Consider the following 15258-nt stretch of genomic DNA (forward strand, 5'->3'; position numbering starts at 1 on the left):
TCGATCCTCAAGACGCCGCACCACCACCCGGCCGCCACCCGGTCACCACCCGACCGCCACCCGGGCGAGGAGATCACCGGGATGTCGGGTCAAGCGTTCGGACACCGAAACGCTGGAATCCCCGATCGGCGGTCACCACCGTCGCCCCCTGCTCGAGCGCGATCGCGGCGTAGTAGGCATCAGGCACGTCGTTCCCTCGCAGCCGGTGCTCGCGCACCAGGTCGGCGAAGATCGTCCAGTGCCTGGCGGCGGGCCGGACGATCGCGACCCGTGGCGCGTCGAGCAGCACGCGGGAGAACTCGAGGGCCTCGCCCGGTGCCGAGGGCTGCTCGAAGACCTTGGGGTGGGTGACGATCCGTACCATCGCGCTCAGCGCCAGCTCGCAGACACCGATCGCCTCATGGCCGGCGAGGGCGCCGTCCAACCATTCCCGCATCGGCCGGCTCGACATCGACTCGTCGTTGCGCTGGGCCCCGACGAGCACGTTGACGTCCAGGAAAAGCACCTCAGCGGCTCGTCTCGCCGAGGATCCGTGCCATGCCGTCACGGTCGTAGAGGTCGACGCCCGGCTGCAGCCCACCTCCGTACCCGAAGTCCGGGAGCGTCACCGAGACATCGGTCGGCTCGGGATCGTGGAGGAGGCGGCGGAGCGCCTCCTCGAGCACGGAACCGATCGTCCGGTGGGTGCGGGCAGCCCGGAGCTTGGCCGCGGCGAGCAGCTCGTCGTCGATGTTCACCGTCGTGCGCATGTGCGCATCATATCACCACGCTGTCCGCATCACATCATCACGAGTGCCGCATGCGCCGGCCGGCCCGCCCGCTCACCCCCAGTCGATGCTGAGGTACTGGACCTCCTGGTACTCGCGGATCCCCTCGTGGCCGCCCTCGCGCCCCAGGCCGGACTCCTTGACGCCGCCGAACGGCGCGGCCGGGTCGGAGACGAGTCCCCGGTTGATGCCGACCATGCCGGCCTCGAACCGCTCGGCCACGCGCATCGCCCAGCCGAGGTCCCCGGAGAAGACGTAGCTGGAGAGCCCGTACTCGGTGCCGTTGACCGCCGCGATCATCTCCTCGTCGTCGTGCCAGGTGACGATCGGCGCGACGGGCCCGAAGATCTCGGTGTGCACGAGCGGGGAGTCGGCGGGCACGTCGCGCAGCACGGTCGGCGGGTAGAACCAGCCCGGAAGGTCGGGGACCCCCGCGCGGTGGGTGACCCGGGCGCCGGCCGCGACGGCGGCGTCGACGAGCTCGCGGACCCCGGTCAGTGCCTTCTCGCTGATGAGGGGCCCGATCTGGGTGTCCGGGTCGGCGGCAGGTCCGACGCGGAGCGCGGCGACCTTCTCCCCCAGCCGCTCGGTGAACTCCTCGACGACGTCGGCGTGCACGTACAGACGGTTCGCCGCGGTGCAGGCCTGGCCCCCGTTGCGGAGCTTGGCCAGCATCGCCCCGGCCACGGCCTTGTCGAGGTCGGCGTCCGCAGCGACGACGAGCGGCGCGTTGCCACCGAGCTCCATGGACGTCGACACCACCCGGTCGGCGGCCTGGCGCAGGAGCACCTTGCCGATCTGCGTGGACCCGGTGAAGGAGATCTTGGCGACGCGCTCGTCCTCGAGCCAGGCGGTGACCACCCGGGAGGCCGAGGACGTCGGCACGACGTTGACGACGCCGTCGGGCACGCCCGCCTCGGTGAGGATCCGGGCGAGGGCGAGCGCCGTGAGCGGGGTCTCCGAGGCCGGCTTGAGCACGACCGTGCAGCCGGCGCCGAGGGCCGGGGCGATCTTGCGGGTGGCCATCGCGGCCGGGAAGTTCCAGGGCGTGACCAGGGCGGCGACTCCGATCGGGCGGTGCGTGACCACCGAGCGCACCCCGCCCGCGGGGGCGATCGTGTACTCGCCGCCGGCGCGCACGCACTCCTCGCCGTACCAGCGGAAGAAGTCCGCGGCGTAGGCGACCTCCCCTCGGGCGTCGGTCATGGCCTTGCCGTTCTCGGCGGCGATGAGCGCGGCGAGCTCCTCCTGGCGGGACATCGCCAGGTCGAAGGCGCGGCGGAGGATCTCGGCCCGCTCTCGCGGGGCGGTCGCCGCCCAGGCCGGCAGCGCAGCCGCAGCGGCGTCGACGGCGCGGCGCGCGTCGGCCTCGTTACCGTCGGCGATCTCGGTGATCACCTCGGTGGTGGCGGGGTCGTGGACGGCGAAGGTGGCGCCGGCGTCGCCGGGTCCGCCCGTGCCGTCGATCCACACCCCCGCGTGCGGCTCGATCGCTCCGACGAGGTCGGTCACCGTCACGCCGCTGGTCTGCTGAGTCATCGTCGTCTCCTTGTCTGGTCCGGCACCTGGCCACAGGTCCGGTCCCACTGTGCGAGGTCCGTCCGCGCGCGTACAGGCCCCGATGGGGTACTGCTGGGGCTCGCGGCGTAGGAGTTCTCGCCCCGCCGTCGGCCGGGGTCAGTCCTTCGCGGTGCGCGCGAGGAACTGCTCGAGGGTGTGGAGCTTGTGGGCGCGGGCGACGCTCTCAAGGGCCGCGACGTCGATCTCCTCGGCGGCGACGAGCCGCAGGATCTCGTCGTGCTCCTCGACCGAGGTGCGCGCGCGCCCGGGGACGTAGCTGAAGCTCGACCGGCGGATGGCCGCCATCCGCTCCTGCTCGCGCGAGAGCATGTCCAGCAGGTGCGCGTTCGGGCACGGCGCGCACAGGACGGTGTGAAACTCCTGGTTGAGCCGGGTGAAACGGACCGGGTCGAAGTCCTCGCCCCGCATCCGCCGCAGCTGCTCGTTGATCTCGGCGGCCCGCGCGATCTCGTCCGGACCGAGGTGGCGCGCGGCAAGAGCCGTCGCGTACCCCTCCAGCAGCGCCATGGCCTGCATGACATCGGCGTAGTCGACCGGGTCGATCCCGGCGACCTCCGCCCCGATGTTGCGGCGGTAGGTCACCAGCCCCTCGGCCTCGAGCCTGCGCACGGCCTCGCGCACGGGCAGCGCGGAGGTGCCGAAGCTCTCGGCGACCTGGCTGAGGACGAGCCGATATCCGGGCGTGTACGTGCCGTCGAGGATCCGCTGGGACAGCTCGGTGTAGACACGCTCGGACTTCGACAGGGCCCGCGGCTCGGCAGCAGCACTGGTGTCGCTGGTCATCTCGTCCTCTCGCGTGACACTGGAGTCTAGTCGTCGCACGTCGCCGGGCCGGGAGACGCGGCGCGCGAGCCCGCAGCTCATGGCCCGACCCGGCGACCGGTTCAGCGTGCCCCAAAGCGGGCGGTGTGCACCGGGCCGAGCGAGACGTGCACCGCCTGCTGCTCGGTGTAGAAGTCGAGGGAGCGGTAGCCGCCCTCCTGCCCGAGCCCGGAGGCCTTGACCCCGCCGAAGGGCGTGCGGAGGTCACGGACGTTGTGGGAGTTGATCCAGACCATGCCCGACTCGACGGACTGGGCGAACCGGTGCCCGCGCTCGAGGTCGGTCGTCCACACGTAGGCGGCCAGTCCGTAGCGGACGCCGTTGGCGAGCGCGAGCGCCTCCTCCTCCGTGTCGAAGGGGGTGATCGCCACGACCGGCCCGAAGATCTCCTCCTGGAAGATCGAGGCGTCGGCCGGGACGTCGGCGAACACGGTGGGCCGAAGGTAGTTCCCCTCCTCGAGCCCGGCTGGTCGCGTCCCACCGGCCACGAGGCGCCCCTCGGTCCCGCCGGCCTCGACGTAGCTCCAGACCTTCTCGAAGTGCTCGGGATGGACGAGCGCACCGACCTCCGTCCCCGGGTCGGAGGGGTGCCCGACGACGATGGCGTCCGCCCGCTCGGCGTACCGTCGCACGAACTCCTCGTACAGCGACCGCTCGACAAGGATGCGCGAGCCGGCAGTGCAACGCTCACCGTTGAGGGAGAAGACACCGAACAGGGTCGAGTCGAGGGCCGCTTCGAGGTCGGCATCGGCGAAGACGATGGCCGGCGACTTGCCGCCCAGCTCCATGGACATGCCCTTGAGGCCCTCGGCGCAGTTGCGGAAGATCGTCTGGCCCGTGCTCGACTCGCCCGTGAAGGAGATGAGACGGACGTCGGGGTGCTTGACCAGGGCGTCGCCCGCGGTCTCCCCGAAGCCCCCGACGAGGTTGAACACGCCGTCTGGCAGGCCGGCCTCCTCCATGATCCCGGCCCAGAGCGAGGCCGAGAGCGGGGTGAACTCGGCGGGCTTGAGCACCACCGAGCAGCCTGAGGCAAGCGCGGGGCCGAGCTTCCACGACTCGAGCATGAACGGCGTGTTCCACGGCGTGATGAGGCCGGCGACGCCGACCGGACGGCGGTGGACGTAGTTGAGCTGCCCGCCCGGCACCTCGTAGGCGTCGGACCGCTGGGCGACGACAAGGTCGGCGAAGAACCGGAAGTTCTCCGCAGCCCGTCGCGCCTGGCCCCGTGCCTGAGTGATGGGCAGCCCGGTGTCGAAGGACTCCATGGCGGCCAGCTCGTCCTCGCGCGCCTCCACGGCGTCGGCGATGCGGTGCAGGACGCGGTGGCGCTCCCGGTTCTTCATCCGGGCCCACGGGCCGTTCTCGAAGGCGTCCTTGGCAGCGGCGACAGCCCGGTCGATGTCGGCCTTGTCCCCTGCGGCCGCCGTCGTGTAGGCGCGGTTCGTCGTCGGGTCGAGGACGTCGAAGGTCGCGCCGGAGACGGAGTCGACGTGCTTGCCGCCGATGTAGTGCCGGATGCGGTCGGGCATGTGCTGCGGGAGTCCCGCTACGGGTGCGGTGGTGGGCTCTGCGTGCGTGGTCATCTCGATCTCTCTCAACCTGCGGTGGGGACGTGGGCGGCGGCCGGTGCCGGCGTGAGGAAGCTGCTCGCCTGGTCGGCGAGCGAGGTCACGGTCCGGCGCCCCTCCTCGGACAGCCCGACGAGGGGGGCCCGCACGTGTGCGGAGGTGATGAGGCCGCGTTCGGCCATCAGCCACTTCGCCGGCGCCGGGTTGGTCTCGACGAAGAGCAGGTCGACGAGCGGGTGCACCCCGTAGTGGATCTCGCGGGCTCGGTCCCAGTCGCCGGCCTCGGCGGCCCGGTACATCTCGGCCACGGCGGCCGGTGCGATGTTGGCGAGCGCCGAGATGAAGCCCTGGCCGCCGAGCGCGAGCAGCGGCAGGCACAGCAGCTCGATCCCCGACCACATGAGGATCTCGGGTCCGGCGGCGTGCCGGACGCGCGAGAAGTGCTCGAAGTCCTTGGTCGTCTCCTTGACCCCGACGAAGTTGTCGAGGTCGCGGAAGAGCCGGGCGATGGTCTCGGGGGCCATCTCGACCGCGGTGCGCACGGGGACGTTGTAGGCGGCGACGGGCAGGTCGGGGAACTCGCGACACACGCTGGCGTACCACTGGTAGAGCGCCTCCTGGGTGGGGCGCGCGTAGTAGGGAGTGATGACCAGCGCGAGGTCGGCGCCGGCGTCACGGGCGGCCGAGGTGAGCTCGAGGGTCTCGTCAAGCTTCGCGCTGCCGGTCCCCGGGAGGAACGGGACACGTCCGTCGATGGCCTCGCCGACGGTGCGCAGGGCCTCGGCCCGCTCGCTGACGGTCTGCGCCGAGGGCTCACCGGTGGAGCCACCGATGGAGATGCCCGTGGATCCGGAGTCGATCTGCCAGTCGACCAGCCGCCTCAGGCTGGCGTGGTCGACGGCGCCGTCCTCGGCGAACGGCGTGACGATCGGGGCGATCGACCCCGTGATCGACGCCGGGTTCGAACGGAAGCTCATCGCTCTGCACTCCTTGCCGCGGACTGCTCCGCGCTCGTCTTCTCCGCCCGCCACGTCGCGTACCGGGCCTTCCATGTCTCGTTCATCGGGTAGAGACCGTCGACGGGGTGGCCGTCGCGTACCTGCGCGGCGATGTACTCCTCCTGCGCCTCCTGCGCCTCGGCGGCGCTGAGCACCTCGTCAAGGAGGCCGGGAGGGATGACGACCGCACCGTCGTCGTCGCCGACGACGACGTCCCCCACCTGCACGGTCGTGCCTCCGCAGGCGACGGTCACGTCGGTCTCCCACGGCACGTGGTTCCGGCCGAGGACGGCGGGGTGGCGCCCGGCGGACATGACGGGGAGCCCTGTCTCGGCCACCGCGACGGCGTCCCGGACGGCACCGTCGGTGACGATCCCGGCCGCGCCTCCGGCCAGCGCCCGCAACGCGAGGATGTCGCCCAACGTGCCGGCGGTGGCGTCCTGGCGGGCGTCCATCACGAGGACCTCACCCGACCCGACGGAGTCGATCGCGCGCTTCTGCGCGTTGTACCCGCCCCCGTGCGCGGCAAAGAGGTCCGGCCGGAACGGCACATACCTCAGCGTCCTGGCGGTGCCGACCAGCTTCGTGCCAGGTACCAACGGTGCGACGCCGTCGATGCTCGCGTCCGGGTGCCCCAGCCTGCGCAGCTGGGCCGAGATCGTCGCCACCGCGAGGCGTGCGAGCCGGTCGCGCCGGTCGTCGTCGAGCCACGAACGCTCGTCGGCGGCGGGATGGGACGCCGTCGTCACCGGGTCGGCAGCGGCCGACACCGCGGCCGGGGGGCGCTCCCGGAAGCTTCCCCAGGCGTCGTCGACGGTGGCGTCGTCCACGCGAGGCGGGGCTCCGCCGCCGGTGAGTGCCGGTCCGTCGACCACGTCGGTCGTCAGGCGTCCGGTGCTCAGTGCGGGGTCGTCGGCGCTGCGGACCTCGACCTCGACCCGCTGCCCCGGGAGGGCGACCGAGGCGCCGGCGGGGGTGCCGGTGAGGATGACGTCACCCACCTCGAGGGTCATCGTCCTGCTGAGGTCGGAGACGATCTGGGCGAACGGGAACAGGAGCTCGTCGGTCGTGGCCTGCTGGACGATCTCGCCGTCGATCCACGTGCGCACCGTCAGCCTGGCCGGGTCCAGGTCGCGGGCCGCCAGGAGTGTCGGCCCGACGGGGGTGTATCCGTCGCCGCTCTTGGACCGGAGGTTCGACCCGCGGTCGGCCCACTTGAGGTCCTGCAGGCCCAGGTCGTTGCTCGCGGTCACCCAACCCACGTGGGCCCACGCGTCGTCCTGCGCGATCTCGCGGCCGGCCGTACCGATGACCAGGGCGATCTCGCCCTCGAAGGTGAGCAGCTCGGTGCCGGCAAGGCGCTCGACCCGGCCGGAGCCGCACAGCGACGAGGCCACCTTGAGGAAGTACGAGGGGTGGTCGGGGGCGCGGCCACGCTCGGCGGCGCGCGACGCGTAGGCGACGTGGACCGCGACGACCTTGCCCGGCCGTCGACCGACGGTCGTCGTGATCGGGTCCGTGCCCGGGTGCTGGTTGCTCAGGCGTACCACGAGGTCAATCTCTTCTCTGCCCAGCTGACGAGCTCGTTGAGGATGACCGCGATGATCATGATGAAGACGGCCATCGCCCAGACGGACGGGAAGTTGCTCTCGTCGCCGAAGCGCGAGGCCAGTCCGCCGAGCCCGATGAGCGCGATGAACATCTCGCCGTTGATCATCCCCTTCACCGCCCGGCCGGTCCCCAGGCGGATGCCGGCAAGGATCAGGGGGACGGCGGAGGGGATGATGACCTTGACGACCGTCTTCCACCGCGAGGCACCGAAGGACGCGGCCATGTCGATGAGCGGGTCGTCGACGTCGCGGATGCCGGCCGCCGTGTTGATGATGATGATGAAGACGGCGTACAGGATGACGACCGCGATGCGGGTGATGTCGGACAGGCCGAAGGCGGCGAACAGGATCGGCGCGAACGTCAACGCGGGGACGAAGAGCATCGCGTTGACGTAGATGTCGAGCGCGGTGAAGATCCGGGACGAGAGCCCCATGAGGATCCCGACGCCGAGGCCGACGACCAACGAGATGACGAAGCCGATGAGCAGGGACCGAAAGCTCGCGACCAGGTGCGGCTGGATGACGCCGTCGGCGAACAGCTCGCCGAGACGGACCGCGACCTCGGTGAACGGCGGGAGCCACTGCAGCGTGAACACGCGCCCGATGAGTTCCCAGGCGGCGATGATGACGAGGATGCCGGACCAGGTGGAGAACCCCTGACGCACGGTGCGCGGGAGCCGAGGCTCACGCACGCGACGGGTGGTCGGTTCGCTCGCGGTGGCGACGGCGGTCATGCGGCGGCCTGCTCGTGCATGTCCCGGAGCCGCGTCCACAGGTACTCCTTGAGTCGGACGAGCTCAGGGCTGTTCTCCGCGGTCTCCGCCGACCGCGGCCGCGGGAGGTCGACGTCGATGACCTCCTCGATCTTGCCCGGACGTGCGGACATGAGCACGATCCGGTCCCCGAGGAGCACCGCCTCCTCCATGTCGTGGGTGACGAAGATGACGGTGCGCCGGTCCTGCTGCCAGATGTCCAGCAGCTCCTCCTGCATGTACCGGCGGGTCTGCTGGTCGAGCGCACCGAAGGGTTCGTCCATGAGCAGGATCGGGCTCTCCACGGCGAGCGCGCGGGCGAGTCCGACCCGCTGCTGCATGCCGCCGGAGAGCTCACGCGGGTACTTGTCCTCGAAGCCGGTGAGCCCGACCTTCTCGATGTAGGTCCGCGCCTTGGCCAGTCGCTCGTCCTTGCCCATGCCGGCGAGCTCGAGGCCGAAGGCCACGTTCTTCTCGACGGTCTCCCAGGGCAGCAGGGCGAAGTTCTGGAAGACGATGGCCGACTTCTGGTGCGGTCCGGTCACCCGTGCGCCGTCGATGGCGACATCGCCCTCGGTGGGCAGGACGAGTCCGCCGACCGCACGCATGAGGGTGGTCTTGCCGCAGCCCGAGGGGCCGATGACGGTGATGAACTCGTTGTCGTCGATGGTGAGGTTGACGTCCTTGAGGGCGACGGTCTCGCCGCGCCCCTCGCTGACGTAGCGGTGGTTGACGTTCTCGATGGTGATCATTTCGGCCTCCTGGGGCGAGGAAGAGTGCGGTGCGCCGTCACTTCCAGCGCTGGGCGCGGCGCTCGAACGCCTGCATGATGAGAGCGAGCACGATGCCTTCTACGGCAACGGCGATGGTGAGGGCGTAGAGCTTGTCCGCCTGGAAGAAGCCCCGGTAGTCGAGCATCAGCGAGCCGATGCCGATGGGGAGCATGATCAGCTCGACGATGATCATTCCCGCGAACGCCCGCCCGAGCCCGGTGCGCAGGCCGGTCATGATCGCCGGGAAGGCTCCCGGGACGAGGACCCGACGCCACAGCTGCGACTCGGAGGCGCCGTAGGAGCCGGCCATCTCGACCAGGGTCTGGTCGACGGCCCGCACGCCCGCCCGGACGTTGGTGGTGATGAAGACCCAGCTAAACAGCACGATGATGAACACGCGCGGGGTGAGCCCGAGGCCCATCGCCACCAGGACGACCGGGATGAGGGGCGCGATCGGCAGCGACAGGCTCACGGCCGTGATGGGTCCGAAGGCCCGGTCCACCCCCTTCCACCGGGCCATCGCGAGGCCGAGAGGCACGGCGATGACGACGGCGATGGGGTAGCCGATGAGGAGCGCGACGTTCGACCGAGCAAGCGCCGGCCACATCTCGCCGGTGACGAAGGCGATCTCCCAGAGCGCCGCCATGGCTTCGAGGAAGGTCGGCATGAGGAGTGAGTCGGTGAGCCGTGCGCCGATCTCCCAGACGAGTGCGAAGACGACGATGGTGGTCAGCCGCACGCCCCAGGACTGGGTCCGGGTCAGCTTCTGCCGGAGGGTGACCCTGGGGGTCGACGGCAGGTCGACGAGGGAGCGGCCGGTGGCGCGCTCCACATTGGCGGCCGCGGCGGTCACTGGTCGCCTCCTCCGGCGACGGAGAGGTCGGCGACGGTGTCCGCCGTGAGCTCGTCGCCGATGACCTCCGCGTCCCGGTAGAAGCCGATCGTCGCCTCCACGCTGGACTCGTCGAGTGCCGAGGACTCGGGGAACGTGCCGTTCTCGACGAGCGCCTCGAGGACGACCTGGACTTCTGCGGCGTCGGTGCTAAGGATCTCGGCAGCCGTCTCGGCGTAGGCCGCCGGGTCCTCGTTCACCAGGGCGAACTGTTCGTCCAGCGCGGCCAGGAGAGCTGCGGCGGCCTCGCTGCTGCTCCCCTCGGACCCGCCGTCGACGACGATGGTCTGGGTCAGCAGGTCGGCCTGGGTCTCGACCAGGTTGTCGATGACGTGGGCGACGCTCTCGTCGGCCTCGACCGACATCCAGTCCTCGACCCTGACGATGGTCCCGTCGATCTGCCCGTCCAGCAGCGCGGTGACGCGGTTGCCGGAGCCGGAGATGACGACGAACTCGGGCTCTGCCTCCGGGCAGGTGTCCGCGAGGTAGCGACGCAGGTGCGCCGTGCTGGTCGACCCCTCGGAGTGGTAGGCGACGGTCCTGCCGTCGAGGTCGGCACAGGTCTCGACGTCGGCTGCCCCGACGATGAGGTAGTCGAGGATGTTGTTGTTGCCGACCATGGTCAGCTCAGCACCTCCCTCGTCCGCGGCCATCACCGTGGCGGGACCCATCGATGCGACGTTGATGTCGCCGCCCATCAGGGCCTGGGTCTGGACGTCCGGCGAGTCGAACTCGATGTAGTCGGTGTCCCACCCGTCCTCGGCAAGCGCGTCGAGCGCCGCGATGATCGGGGCGTCGGTAGGGCCGATGGTGCCCGGGAAGCCCAGGGTGATGGACTGCGAGTCCCCTTCGTCCCCGTCCCCACCGCCGCATGCGGCGAGGGCGAGGGCGCCGACGGCGACAAGGACTGCTGCGGTAGGTACGCGCGTGGATGCCATGGCGGCTCAACTCCTTTGTTGTGGTCCCGCAGGTCGTCCGCCGGTCGGCTGACTCGACGCACGATCATACTGTAGACGAGATCATATACGATCTTTGATCGACGTCAAGGCCGTGCTGATTCTCGGCGCCCGGCAGCGGCAGGCACCACACCCCTGAGGGGGCCGACCACCACCACGCCTCAGCGGCTCCGCTCGTCCCGGGTCACAGGGGTCCGAGCACCGAGCCCGGGTCGGCGTCGAGGCGCAACGTCCCCAGCACGCGCCTGAGCGCGCGCTCCTCGTAGCGGAAGTGACTCTCCATGATCGCCGCGACGCCCTCGAGATGCCCGTCCAGCTCGTCGGGCGGTGCCGTCCGGTCCACCGCGGCCTGCAACCCGGCCAGGAGGTGGCCGATCATCGAGTGGTCCTGCTCGAGCGCGCGCAGGGTGTCGCGGAGCTCGGGGTGCGTGGCAGCGATCGCGGGGAAGAGCTCGCGGTCCTCGCCCCGATGGTGCGCGGTCAGCGCCACGCAGAACCCGTGGCAGAAGAGCAGCAGCTCCCGCGCGGCAGGTTCGGCAGGCGTGCCGTCGGCGAGCGCATCGCGGGTCAGGCGTAGCGCCTCACGCAGCCGGTCGTGGACGGCACGCAGCTCGGTGGCCCAGGCGACGAGCCTGTTCCTCTCGCCCTCAGTCACGTGAGGGCGAAGGTGACGACGTGGTCATCGTCGGTCTCCTTCGTACATCCGGCGCCTCCATGCCTGACACGGTCTGCCACCGGCACGCGACGCTCGTACCAGGGTACCGGTGGTCACTCCCGGGCGGCCGCGCCCCCGAGGGAGACGAACACGGACGAGGCCACGAGGGCGGCGATCATCTGGTGCACGGCGTCGGCGGTGGCGGCCGCGCCGCGGCTGCTCTCCATCAGCGCGGTGCCGTGGGCGTGGACAGTTCCCGACCATGGGATCTCGGGGTGCATGAACGGCGCGCTGCCGGAGGCGAAGAGGAGTGCGGCCACCGACCGCGCGTGCTCGCCGGCGGGCGTGCCGTCCACGAGCAGGCCGCGGACGTCGGCGAGGAGCTGCTCGCGCCGCCCGGTGGCGCCCAGGCCGATCCGGGTCGAGGGCATCAGGCCGAGGATCTTGCGGCGCTCGCTGGTGAGGTGACCGCGGGCGACGAGCCGGTCGATGACCGGTCCGCGCAGCCGCGGACCGATCTGGTGCACGACGGTCTGCACGTCCCGCGGACCAGCGGCGACGAGCTCCCAACCCAGCCGCAGCAGCTCGTCGTCGGGCGCGTCACCGGTCAGGGCGCGGACGGGGCCGCGGACCTCGGCGTCGTCCGGGCCGACGACGCCGTGCTCGGCGAGGTCGACGAGCAGGGCTCCCGCCAGGGCGTGGAAGAGGCGCTGCCCCTCGCCACGGAGGACCCCGTTCGCAGGGTCGAACAGCACGAGGAGCAGGTCCTCGACGACGAGGTCGTCGGAGGTGGTGGGCGCGGTCATGGCGGTGTCCTCTCGTCGGGCCGGCGGGGCCGTCGACGGTAGCGGCTGTGCCGGTACCCACGACGTACGAGCGTCACGGTAGTCGGGCGCGCGCCACCGACGGGAACACGACCCGGCCGGGCCGGGTTGGCCCTCCCGGGCGCCGGACCCAGGGCCCCGGTCTCACGCACCACGGACAAGGAGCAGCAGTGCCGCACCACCTCTTCGACCCCCTCAAGCTGCGGGGCGTCACCGCCCGCAACCGCCTGTGGGGCGCGCCGATGTGCCAGTACGCCGTCCACGCCCACGACGGCGTGGCCACCGACTGGCACCTCGTCCACCTCGGCTCCCTCGCCCGTGGCGGGGCGGGCGTGGTCATCGCCGAGGCCACCGCGGTCACCCCCGAGGGACGCATCTCGGCGGAGGACCTCGGTCTGTGGGACGACTTCCAGCGTGACGCGCTCACGCCGATCGTGGACTTCATGCACGAGCGCGGCGCCCTGGCCGGCATCCAGCTCGCGCACGCGGGCCGCAAGGGCTCGACGTACCCGGCCTGGGGCACCGAGCACCGCGGCTCGCGCCCGCTCGACGACGGTGGCTGGCCGACGGTGGGCCCCTCGACCACGGCCTACCCGGGCCTCGCCGCCCCGCGCGCGCTCGACCAACCCGGCATCGAGGGGATCGTGCGCGCCTTCGCCGCTGCCGCCCGGCGCGCCGTCGACGCGGGGTTCGACGTCCTGGAGATCCACGGCGCCCACGGCTACCTGCTGCACCAGTTCCTCTCCCCGCTGAGCAACGACCGGTCCGACGACTACGGCGGCTCGCTCGTGAACCGGGCGCGGTTCCTCCTCGAGGTGGTCGACGCCGTGCGCGCCGAGGTGGGCGACGCGACCCCGCTGCTCATGCGGCTCTCGGCCACCGACTGGACCGAGGGCGGGCTGACGACCGAGGACACCGTCCAGGTCGCGACCTGGCTCAAGGAGCACGGCGTGGACCTCGTCGACGTCTCCACCGCGGGCAACGTCCCGGCGTCGATCGAGGTCGGACCGGGCTACCAGGTGCCCTTCGCCGCCGCGGTCCGGGAGCGCGCCGGGATCCCCACCGGCGCGGTCGGTCTGATCACCGAGGCCGTGCAGGCCGAGCACGTCATCGCCACCGGCCAGACGGACGTCGTGCTCATGGCGCGCGCGCTGCTGCGCGACGCGCACCTTCCCCTGCGGGCGGCTCGTGGGCTCGGCGCCGAGGCACCCGTACCCGGCGCCTACGAGCGCGCGTACCGGTAGACGTCCGGCCCACGCGCCCCGGTCCGACCACCCGGTATCGACCCCGTCCGGATCTGCCGAGAGCAGATCGACGCGACCGTCCGGGCCCGGCCGCCCTACGCTCGGTGCATGACGAGCAACGCAGCGTCGACGACCGCCACGGCCGCCACCGACACGGGGCCGGTCCCGGTCCGCGACGCCGGGCGGGACCGGCCCGAGCCGCTGTGGCGCCACCTGGTCGGCGGGCGCCTGCGCGAGGAGCGCCACACACGCGGGGAGCGACTGACCGACGTCGCCGAGCGTGCGGGGGTCTCGCCGCAGTACCTCTCGGAGGTCGAGCGGGGCCGCAAGGAGCCCTCGAGCGAGATGGTCGCGGCGATCTCCTCGGCGCTCGACCTCACCCTCCTCGACCTCACCCGCTCGGTGGCCGAGCAGCTGGGCGCGGTGGGCGAGGTCCGCGCGCTCGGTCCCGCGCACCCCGCCGCCCCGGCGGCCCCCTTGGCCTGCGCAGCGTTCCTGCTCGCGGCCTGACGAGCGCCCGGAGCGCCGCCGCGACCGCCGCCCTCAGCGGTCCCGCAGGACCCGGTCGACGAGCCCGTACTCGCGGGCGCCCTCGGCGGTGAACACCCGGTCCCGGTCGGTGTCGGCGCGCAGCCGCTCCACGTCCTGGCCGGTGTGGTGGGCGAGCACCCCCTCGATGTCGGCCCGCAGCCGCACGACCTCGTCGGCCTGGAGGATGAGGTCGGGGATGCTCCCCCGGCCCTGCGCGGCGGGCTGGTGGAGCACGATGCGGGCGTGCGGGAGCGCGGCGCGCCGTCCTGCGGCACCCGCGGCGACCAGCACGGCACCCACGCCGAAGGCCTGACCCACGCAGGTCGTCGCCACGGCGGGCCGGATGTACTGCATGGCGTCGTAGATCGCGAGCATCGCGCTGGGATCGCCGCCCTCGCAGTTGACGTAGAGGTCGATGTCCGCCTCGGGCCGGTCGGACTCGAGGTGGAGGAGCTGGGCGACGAGCGTGTTGGCCACGCCGGCGTCGATGCCCGTGCCGAGGTAGATGATCCGCTCGGTGAGCAGGTGGGAGTAGACGTCCATGATCCGCTCGCCGCGTGGGTGCTGGGCGATGACGTTGGGCACCGTGTAGCTGCTCATCGGGCACCTCCTGTCGCGGCCGTCGCGGTGAAGCCGGCGGCCACCCGGTCTCGTGGCCGGATCTGCTCGAAGCTGGTGACGACGGCGTCGACGAACCCGTAGTCGCGGGCCTCCTCGGCGGTGAACCAGTGGTCGTGCAGCGAGTCCTCGACGACCCGGTCCACGGCCTGCCCCGTGTCCTGCGCGATGAGGCCGAGCACCGTGTCTCGGCTGTGCCGCAGGTCGTCGGCCTGGAGCTCGATGTCAACCGCCGAGCCGCCGATGCCGGCCGAGCCCTGGTGCATGAGGATCCGCGCGTGCGGGAGCGCCAGCCTGCGCCCGGGGGTGCCGGCCGAGAGCAGGAACTGTCCGGCGCTGCACGCCAGGCCGAGCGCGAGCGTGGCGACCTCGTTGGGGATGAGTCGCATGACGTCGCGGATGGCCAGCATCGCCGGTACCGATCCGCCGGGCGAGTGGATCCACAGCGCGACGTCGGCCTCGGGATCGGCAGCGGACAGGGCGACGAGCTGGGTGGCCAGCAGAGTGCCGTTGTCGTCGTCCAGGACGCCATCGAGCACGAGCACGCGCCGCTCGAACAGGGCCCGACGGGCGTCGGTGTCGAAGATGGGTGGTCGGTTCTCCTCGGTCATGCGGCCAGCCTGCGCTCCCATGCACCGCGCGGTCGCCCGGATCTGCCGGTGGC

The 15258-nt window shown here is 71.7% G+C and carries 17 protein-coding genes; 2 read left to right on the top strand and 15 right to left on the bottom strand.

Going from position 1 to position 15258, the window contains the following annotated elements:
* Positions 1-73: 73 nt before the first annotated feature.
* The 13 genes from AC3D3D_RS03915 to AC3D3D_RS03975 form a co-directional block, all read right to left on the bottom strand.
* Positions 74-505, bottom strand: coding sequence for a TA system VapC family ribonuclease toxin (locus AC3D3D_RS03915; protein WP_463660840.1), 432 nt, complete (start codon positions 503-505; stop codon positions 74-76).
* A 1-nt stretch (position 506) separates the two neighbouring features.
* Positions 507-749 carry a type II toxin-antitoxin system VapB family antitoxin gene (locus AC3D3D_RS03920; RefSeq protein ID WP_463660839.1) on the bottom strand — a complete coding sequence of 81 codons (243 nt, stop codon included), beginning with the start codon at positions 747-749 and terminating at the stop codon, positions 507-509.
* Positions 750-821: 72 nt separating this feature from the next.
* Positions 822-2306 carry an NAD-dependent succinate-semialdehyde dehydrogenase gene (locus tag AC3D3D_RS03925; protein ID WP_463660838.1) on the bottom strand — a complete coding sequence of 495 codons (1485 nt, stop codon included), beginning with the start codon at positions 2304-2306 and terminating at the stop codon, positions 822-824.
* A 138-nt stretch (positions 2307-2444) separates the two neighbouring features.
* The gene (locus AC3D3D_RS03930) at positions 2445-3131 is read right to left on the bottom strand and encodes a GntR family transcriptional regulator (RefSeq protein ID WP_463660837.1); all 687 of its coding nucleotides are present in this window, start codon (positions 3129-3131) and stop codon (positions 2445-2447) included.
* 101 nt (positions 3132-3232) lie between these two features.
* Positions 3233-4702, bottom strand: coding sequence for a 5-carboxymethyl-2-hydroxymuconate semialdehyde dehydrogenase (gene hpaE / locus AC3D3D_RS03935; protein WP_463661059.1), 1470 nt, complete (start codon positions 4700-4702; stop codon positions 3233-3235).
* 65 nt (positions 4703-4767) lie between these two features.
* Positions 4768-5718: a 4-hydroxy-tetrahydrodipicolinate synthase gene (gene dapA, locus AC3D3D_RS03940; protein ID WP_463660836.1), complete on the bottom strand. Its 951-nt coding sequence runs from the start codon at positions 5716-5718 to the stop codon at positions 4768-4770.
* Positions 5715-7289 carry a fumarylacetoacetate hydrolase family protein gene (locus AC3D3D_RS03945; RefSeq protein ID WP_463660835.1) on the bottom strand — a complete coding sequence of 525 codons (1575 nt, stop codon included), beginning with the start codon at positions 7287-7289 and terminating at the stop codon, positions 5715-5717. The genes dapA and AC3D3D_RS03945 overlap by 4 nt, the downstream gene beginning before the upstream one ends.
* Positions 7277-8083 carry an ABC transporter permease gene (locus AC3D3D_RS03950; protein ID WP_463660834.1) on the bottom strand — a complete coding sequence of 269 codons (807 nt, stop codon included), beginning with the start codon at positions 8081-8083 and terminating at the stop codon, positions 7277-7279. The genes AC3D3D_RS03945 and AC3D3D_RS03950 overlap by 13 nt, the downstream gene beginning before the upstream one ends.
* Positions 8080-8853 (bottom strand): ABC transporter ATP-binding protein, encoded by a 774-nt coding sequence (locus AC3D3D_RS03955; RefSeq protein ID WP_463660833.1) that lies wholly within the window; start codon positions 8851-8853, stop codon positions 8080-8082. Before AC3D3D_RS03955 ends, AC3D3D_RS03950 begins: the two co-directional genes overlap by 4 nt.
* 37 nt (positions 8854-8890) lie before the next feature.
* The gene (locus tag AC3D3D_RS03960) at positions 8891-9727 is read right to left on the bottom strand and encodes an ABC transporter permease (RefSeq protein ID WP_463660832.1); all 837 of its coding nucleotides are present in this window, start codon (positions 9725-9727) and stop codon (positions 8891-8893) included.
* Positions 9724-10704, bottom strand: coding sequence for an ABC transporter substrate-binding protein (locus AC3D3D_RS03965; RefSeq protein WP_463660831.1), 981 nt, complete (start codon positions 10702-10704; stop codon positions 9724-9726). The genes AC3D3D_RS03960 and AC3D3D_RS03965 overlap by 4 nt, the downstream gene beginning before the upstream one ends.
* 202 nt (positions 10705-10906) lie before the next feature.
* Positions 10907-11377: a hemerythrin domain-containing protein gene (locus tag AC3D3D_RS03970; protein WP_463660830.1), complete on the bottom strand. Its 471-nt coding sequence runs from the start codon at positions 11375-11377 to the stop codon at positions 10907-10909.
* Between the two features lie 113 nt (positions 11378-11490).
* Positions 11491-12183, bottom strand: coding sequence for a GOLPH3/VPS74 family protein (locus AC3D3D_RS03975; RefSeq protein WP_463660829.1), 693 nt, complete (start codon positions 12181-12183; stop codon positions 11491-11493).
* A gap of 188 nt (positions 12184-12371) precedes the next feature.
* Here AC3D3D_RS03975 and AC3D3D_RS03980 point away from each other — a divergent pair, with 188 nt between their 5' ends.
* Together AC3D3D_RS03980 and AC3D3D_RS03985 are read left to right on the top strand one after the other, a co-directional pair.
* A complete protein-coding gene (locus tag AC3D3D_RS03980; protein ID WP_463660828.1) occupies positions 12372-13445 on the top strand; it encodes an NADH:flavin oxidoreductase/NADH oxidase in 1074 nt (357 codons plus the stop codon).
* Between the two features lie 108 nt (positions 13446-13553).
* A complete protein-coding gene (locus tag AC3D3D_RS03985; RefSeq protein WP_463660827.1) occupies positions 13554-13955 on the top strand; it encodes a helix-turn-helix domain-containing protein in 402 nt (133 codons plus the stop codon).
* 33 nt (positions 13956-13988) lie between these two features.
* On the opposite strand, the gene AC3D3D_RS03990 is transcribed toward AC3D3D_RS03985, so the two are convergent.
* A complete protein-coding gene (locus AC3D3D_RS03990; RefSeq protein WP_463660826.1) occupies positions 13989-14576 on the bottom strand; it encodes a ClpP family protease in 588 nt (195 codons plus the stop codon).
* A complete protein-coding gene (locus AC3D3D_RS03995) occupies positions 14573-15205 on the bottom strand; it encodes a ClpP family protease (protein WP_463660825.1) in 633 nt (210 codons plus the stop codon). Before AC3D3D_RS03995 ends, AC3D3D_RS03990 begins: the two co-directional genes overlap by 4 nt.
* Positions 15206-15258 lie beyond the last annotated feature (53 nt).

This window comes from Georgenia sp. X1117 (assembly GCF_057784635.1).

Coding starts and splice junctions, on each gene's coding strand:
- AC3D3D_RS03990 (WP_463660826.1), bottom strand. CDS start 14,576: ATGAGCAGCTACACGGTGCCCAACGTCATCGCCCAGCACCCACGCGGC.
- AC3D3D_RS03955 (WP_463660833.1), bottom strand. CDS start 8,853: ATGATCACCATCGAGAACGTCAACCACCGCTACGTCAGCGAGGGGCGC.
- AC3D3D_RS03920 (WP_463660839.1), bottom strand. CDS start 749: ATGCGCACGACGGTGAACATCGACGACGAGCTGCTCGCCGCGGCCAAG.
- hpaE (WP_463661059.1), bottom strand. CDS start 4,702: ATGCCCGACCGCATCCGGCACTACATCGGCGGCAAGCACGTCGACTCC.
- AC3D3D_RS03985 (WP_463660827.1), top strand. CDS start 13,554: ATGACGAGCAACGCAGCGTCGACGACCGCCACGGCCGCCACCGACACG.
- dapA (WP_463660836.1), bottom strand. CDS start 5,718: ATGAGCTTCCGTTCGAACCCGGCGTCGATCACGGGGTCGATCGCCCCG.
- AC3D3D_RS03975 (WP_463660829.1), bottom strand. CDS start 12,183: ATGACCGCGCCCACCACCTCCGACGACCTCGTCGTCGAGGACCTGCTC.
- AC3D3D_RS03950 (WP_463660834.1), bottom strand. CDS start 8,083: ATGACCGCCGTCGCCACCGCGAGCGAACCGACCACCCGTCGCGTGCGT.
- AC3D3D_RS03965 (WP_463660831.1), bottom strand. CDS start 10,704: ATGGCATCCACGCGCGTACCTACCGCAGCAGTCCTTGTCGCCGTCGGC.
- AC3D3D_RS03930 (WP_463660837.1), bottom strand. CDS start 3,131: ATGACCAGCGACACCAGTGCTGCTGCCGAGCCGCGGGCCCTGTCGAAG.
- AC3D3D_RS03925 (WP_463660838.1), bottom strand. CDS start 2,306: ATGACTCAGCAGACCAGCGGCGTGACGGTGACCGACCTCGTCGGAGCG.
- AC3D3D_RS03995 (WP_463660825.1), bottom strand. CDS start 15,205: ATGACCGAGGAGAACCGACCACCCATCTTCGACACCGACGCCCGTCGG.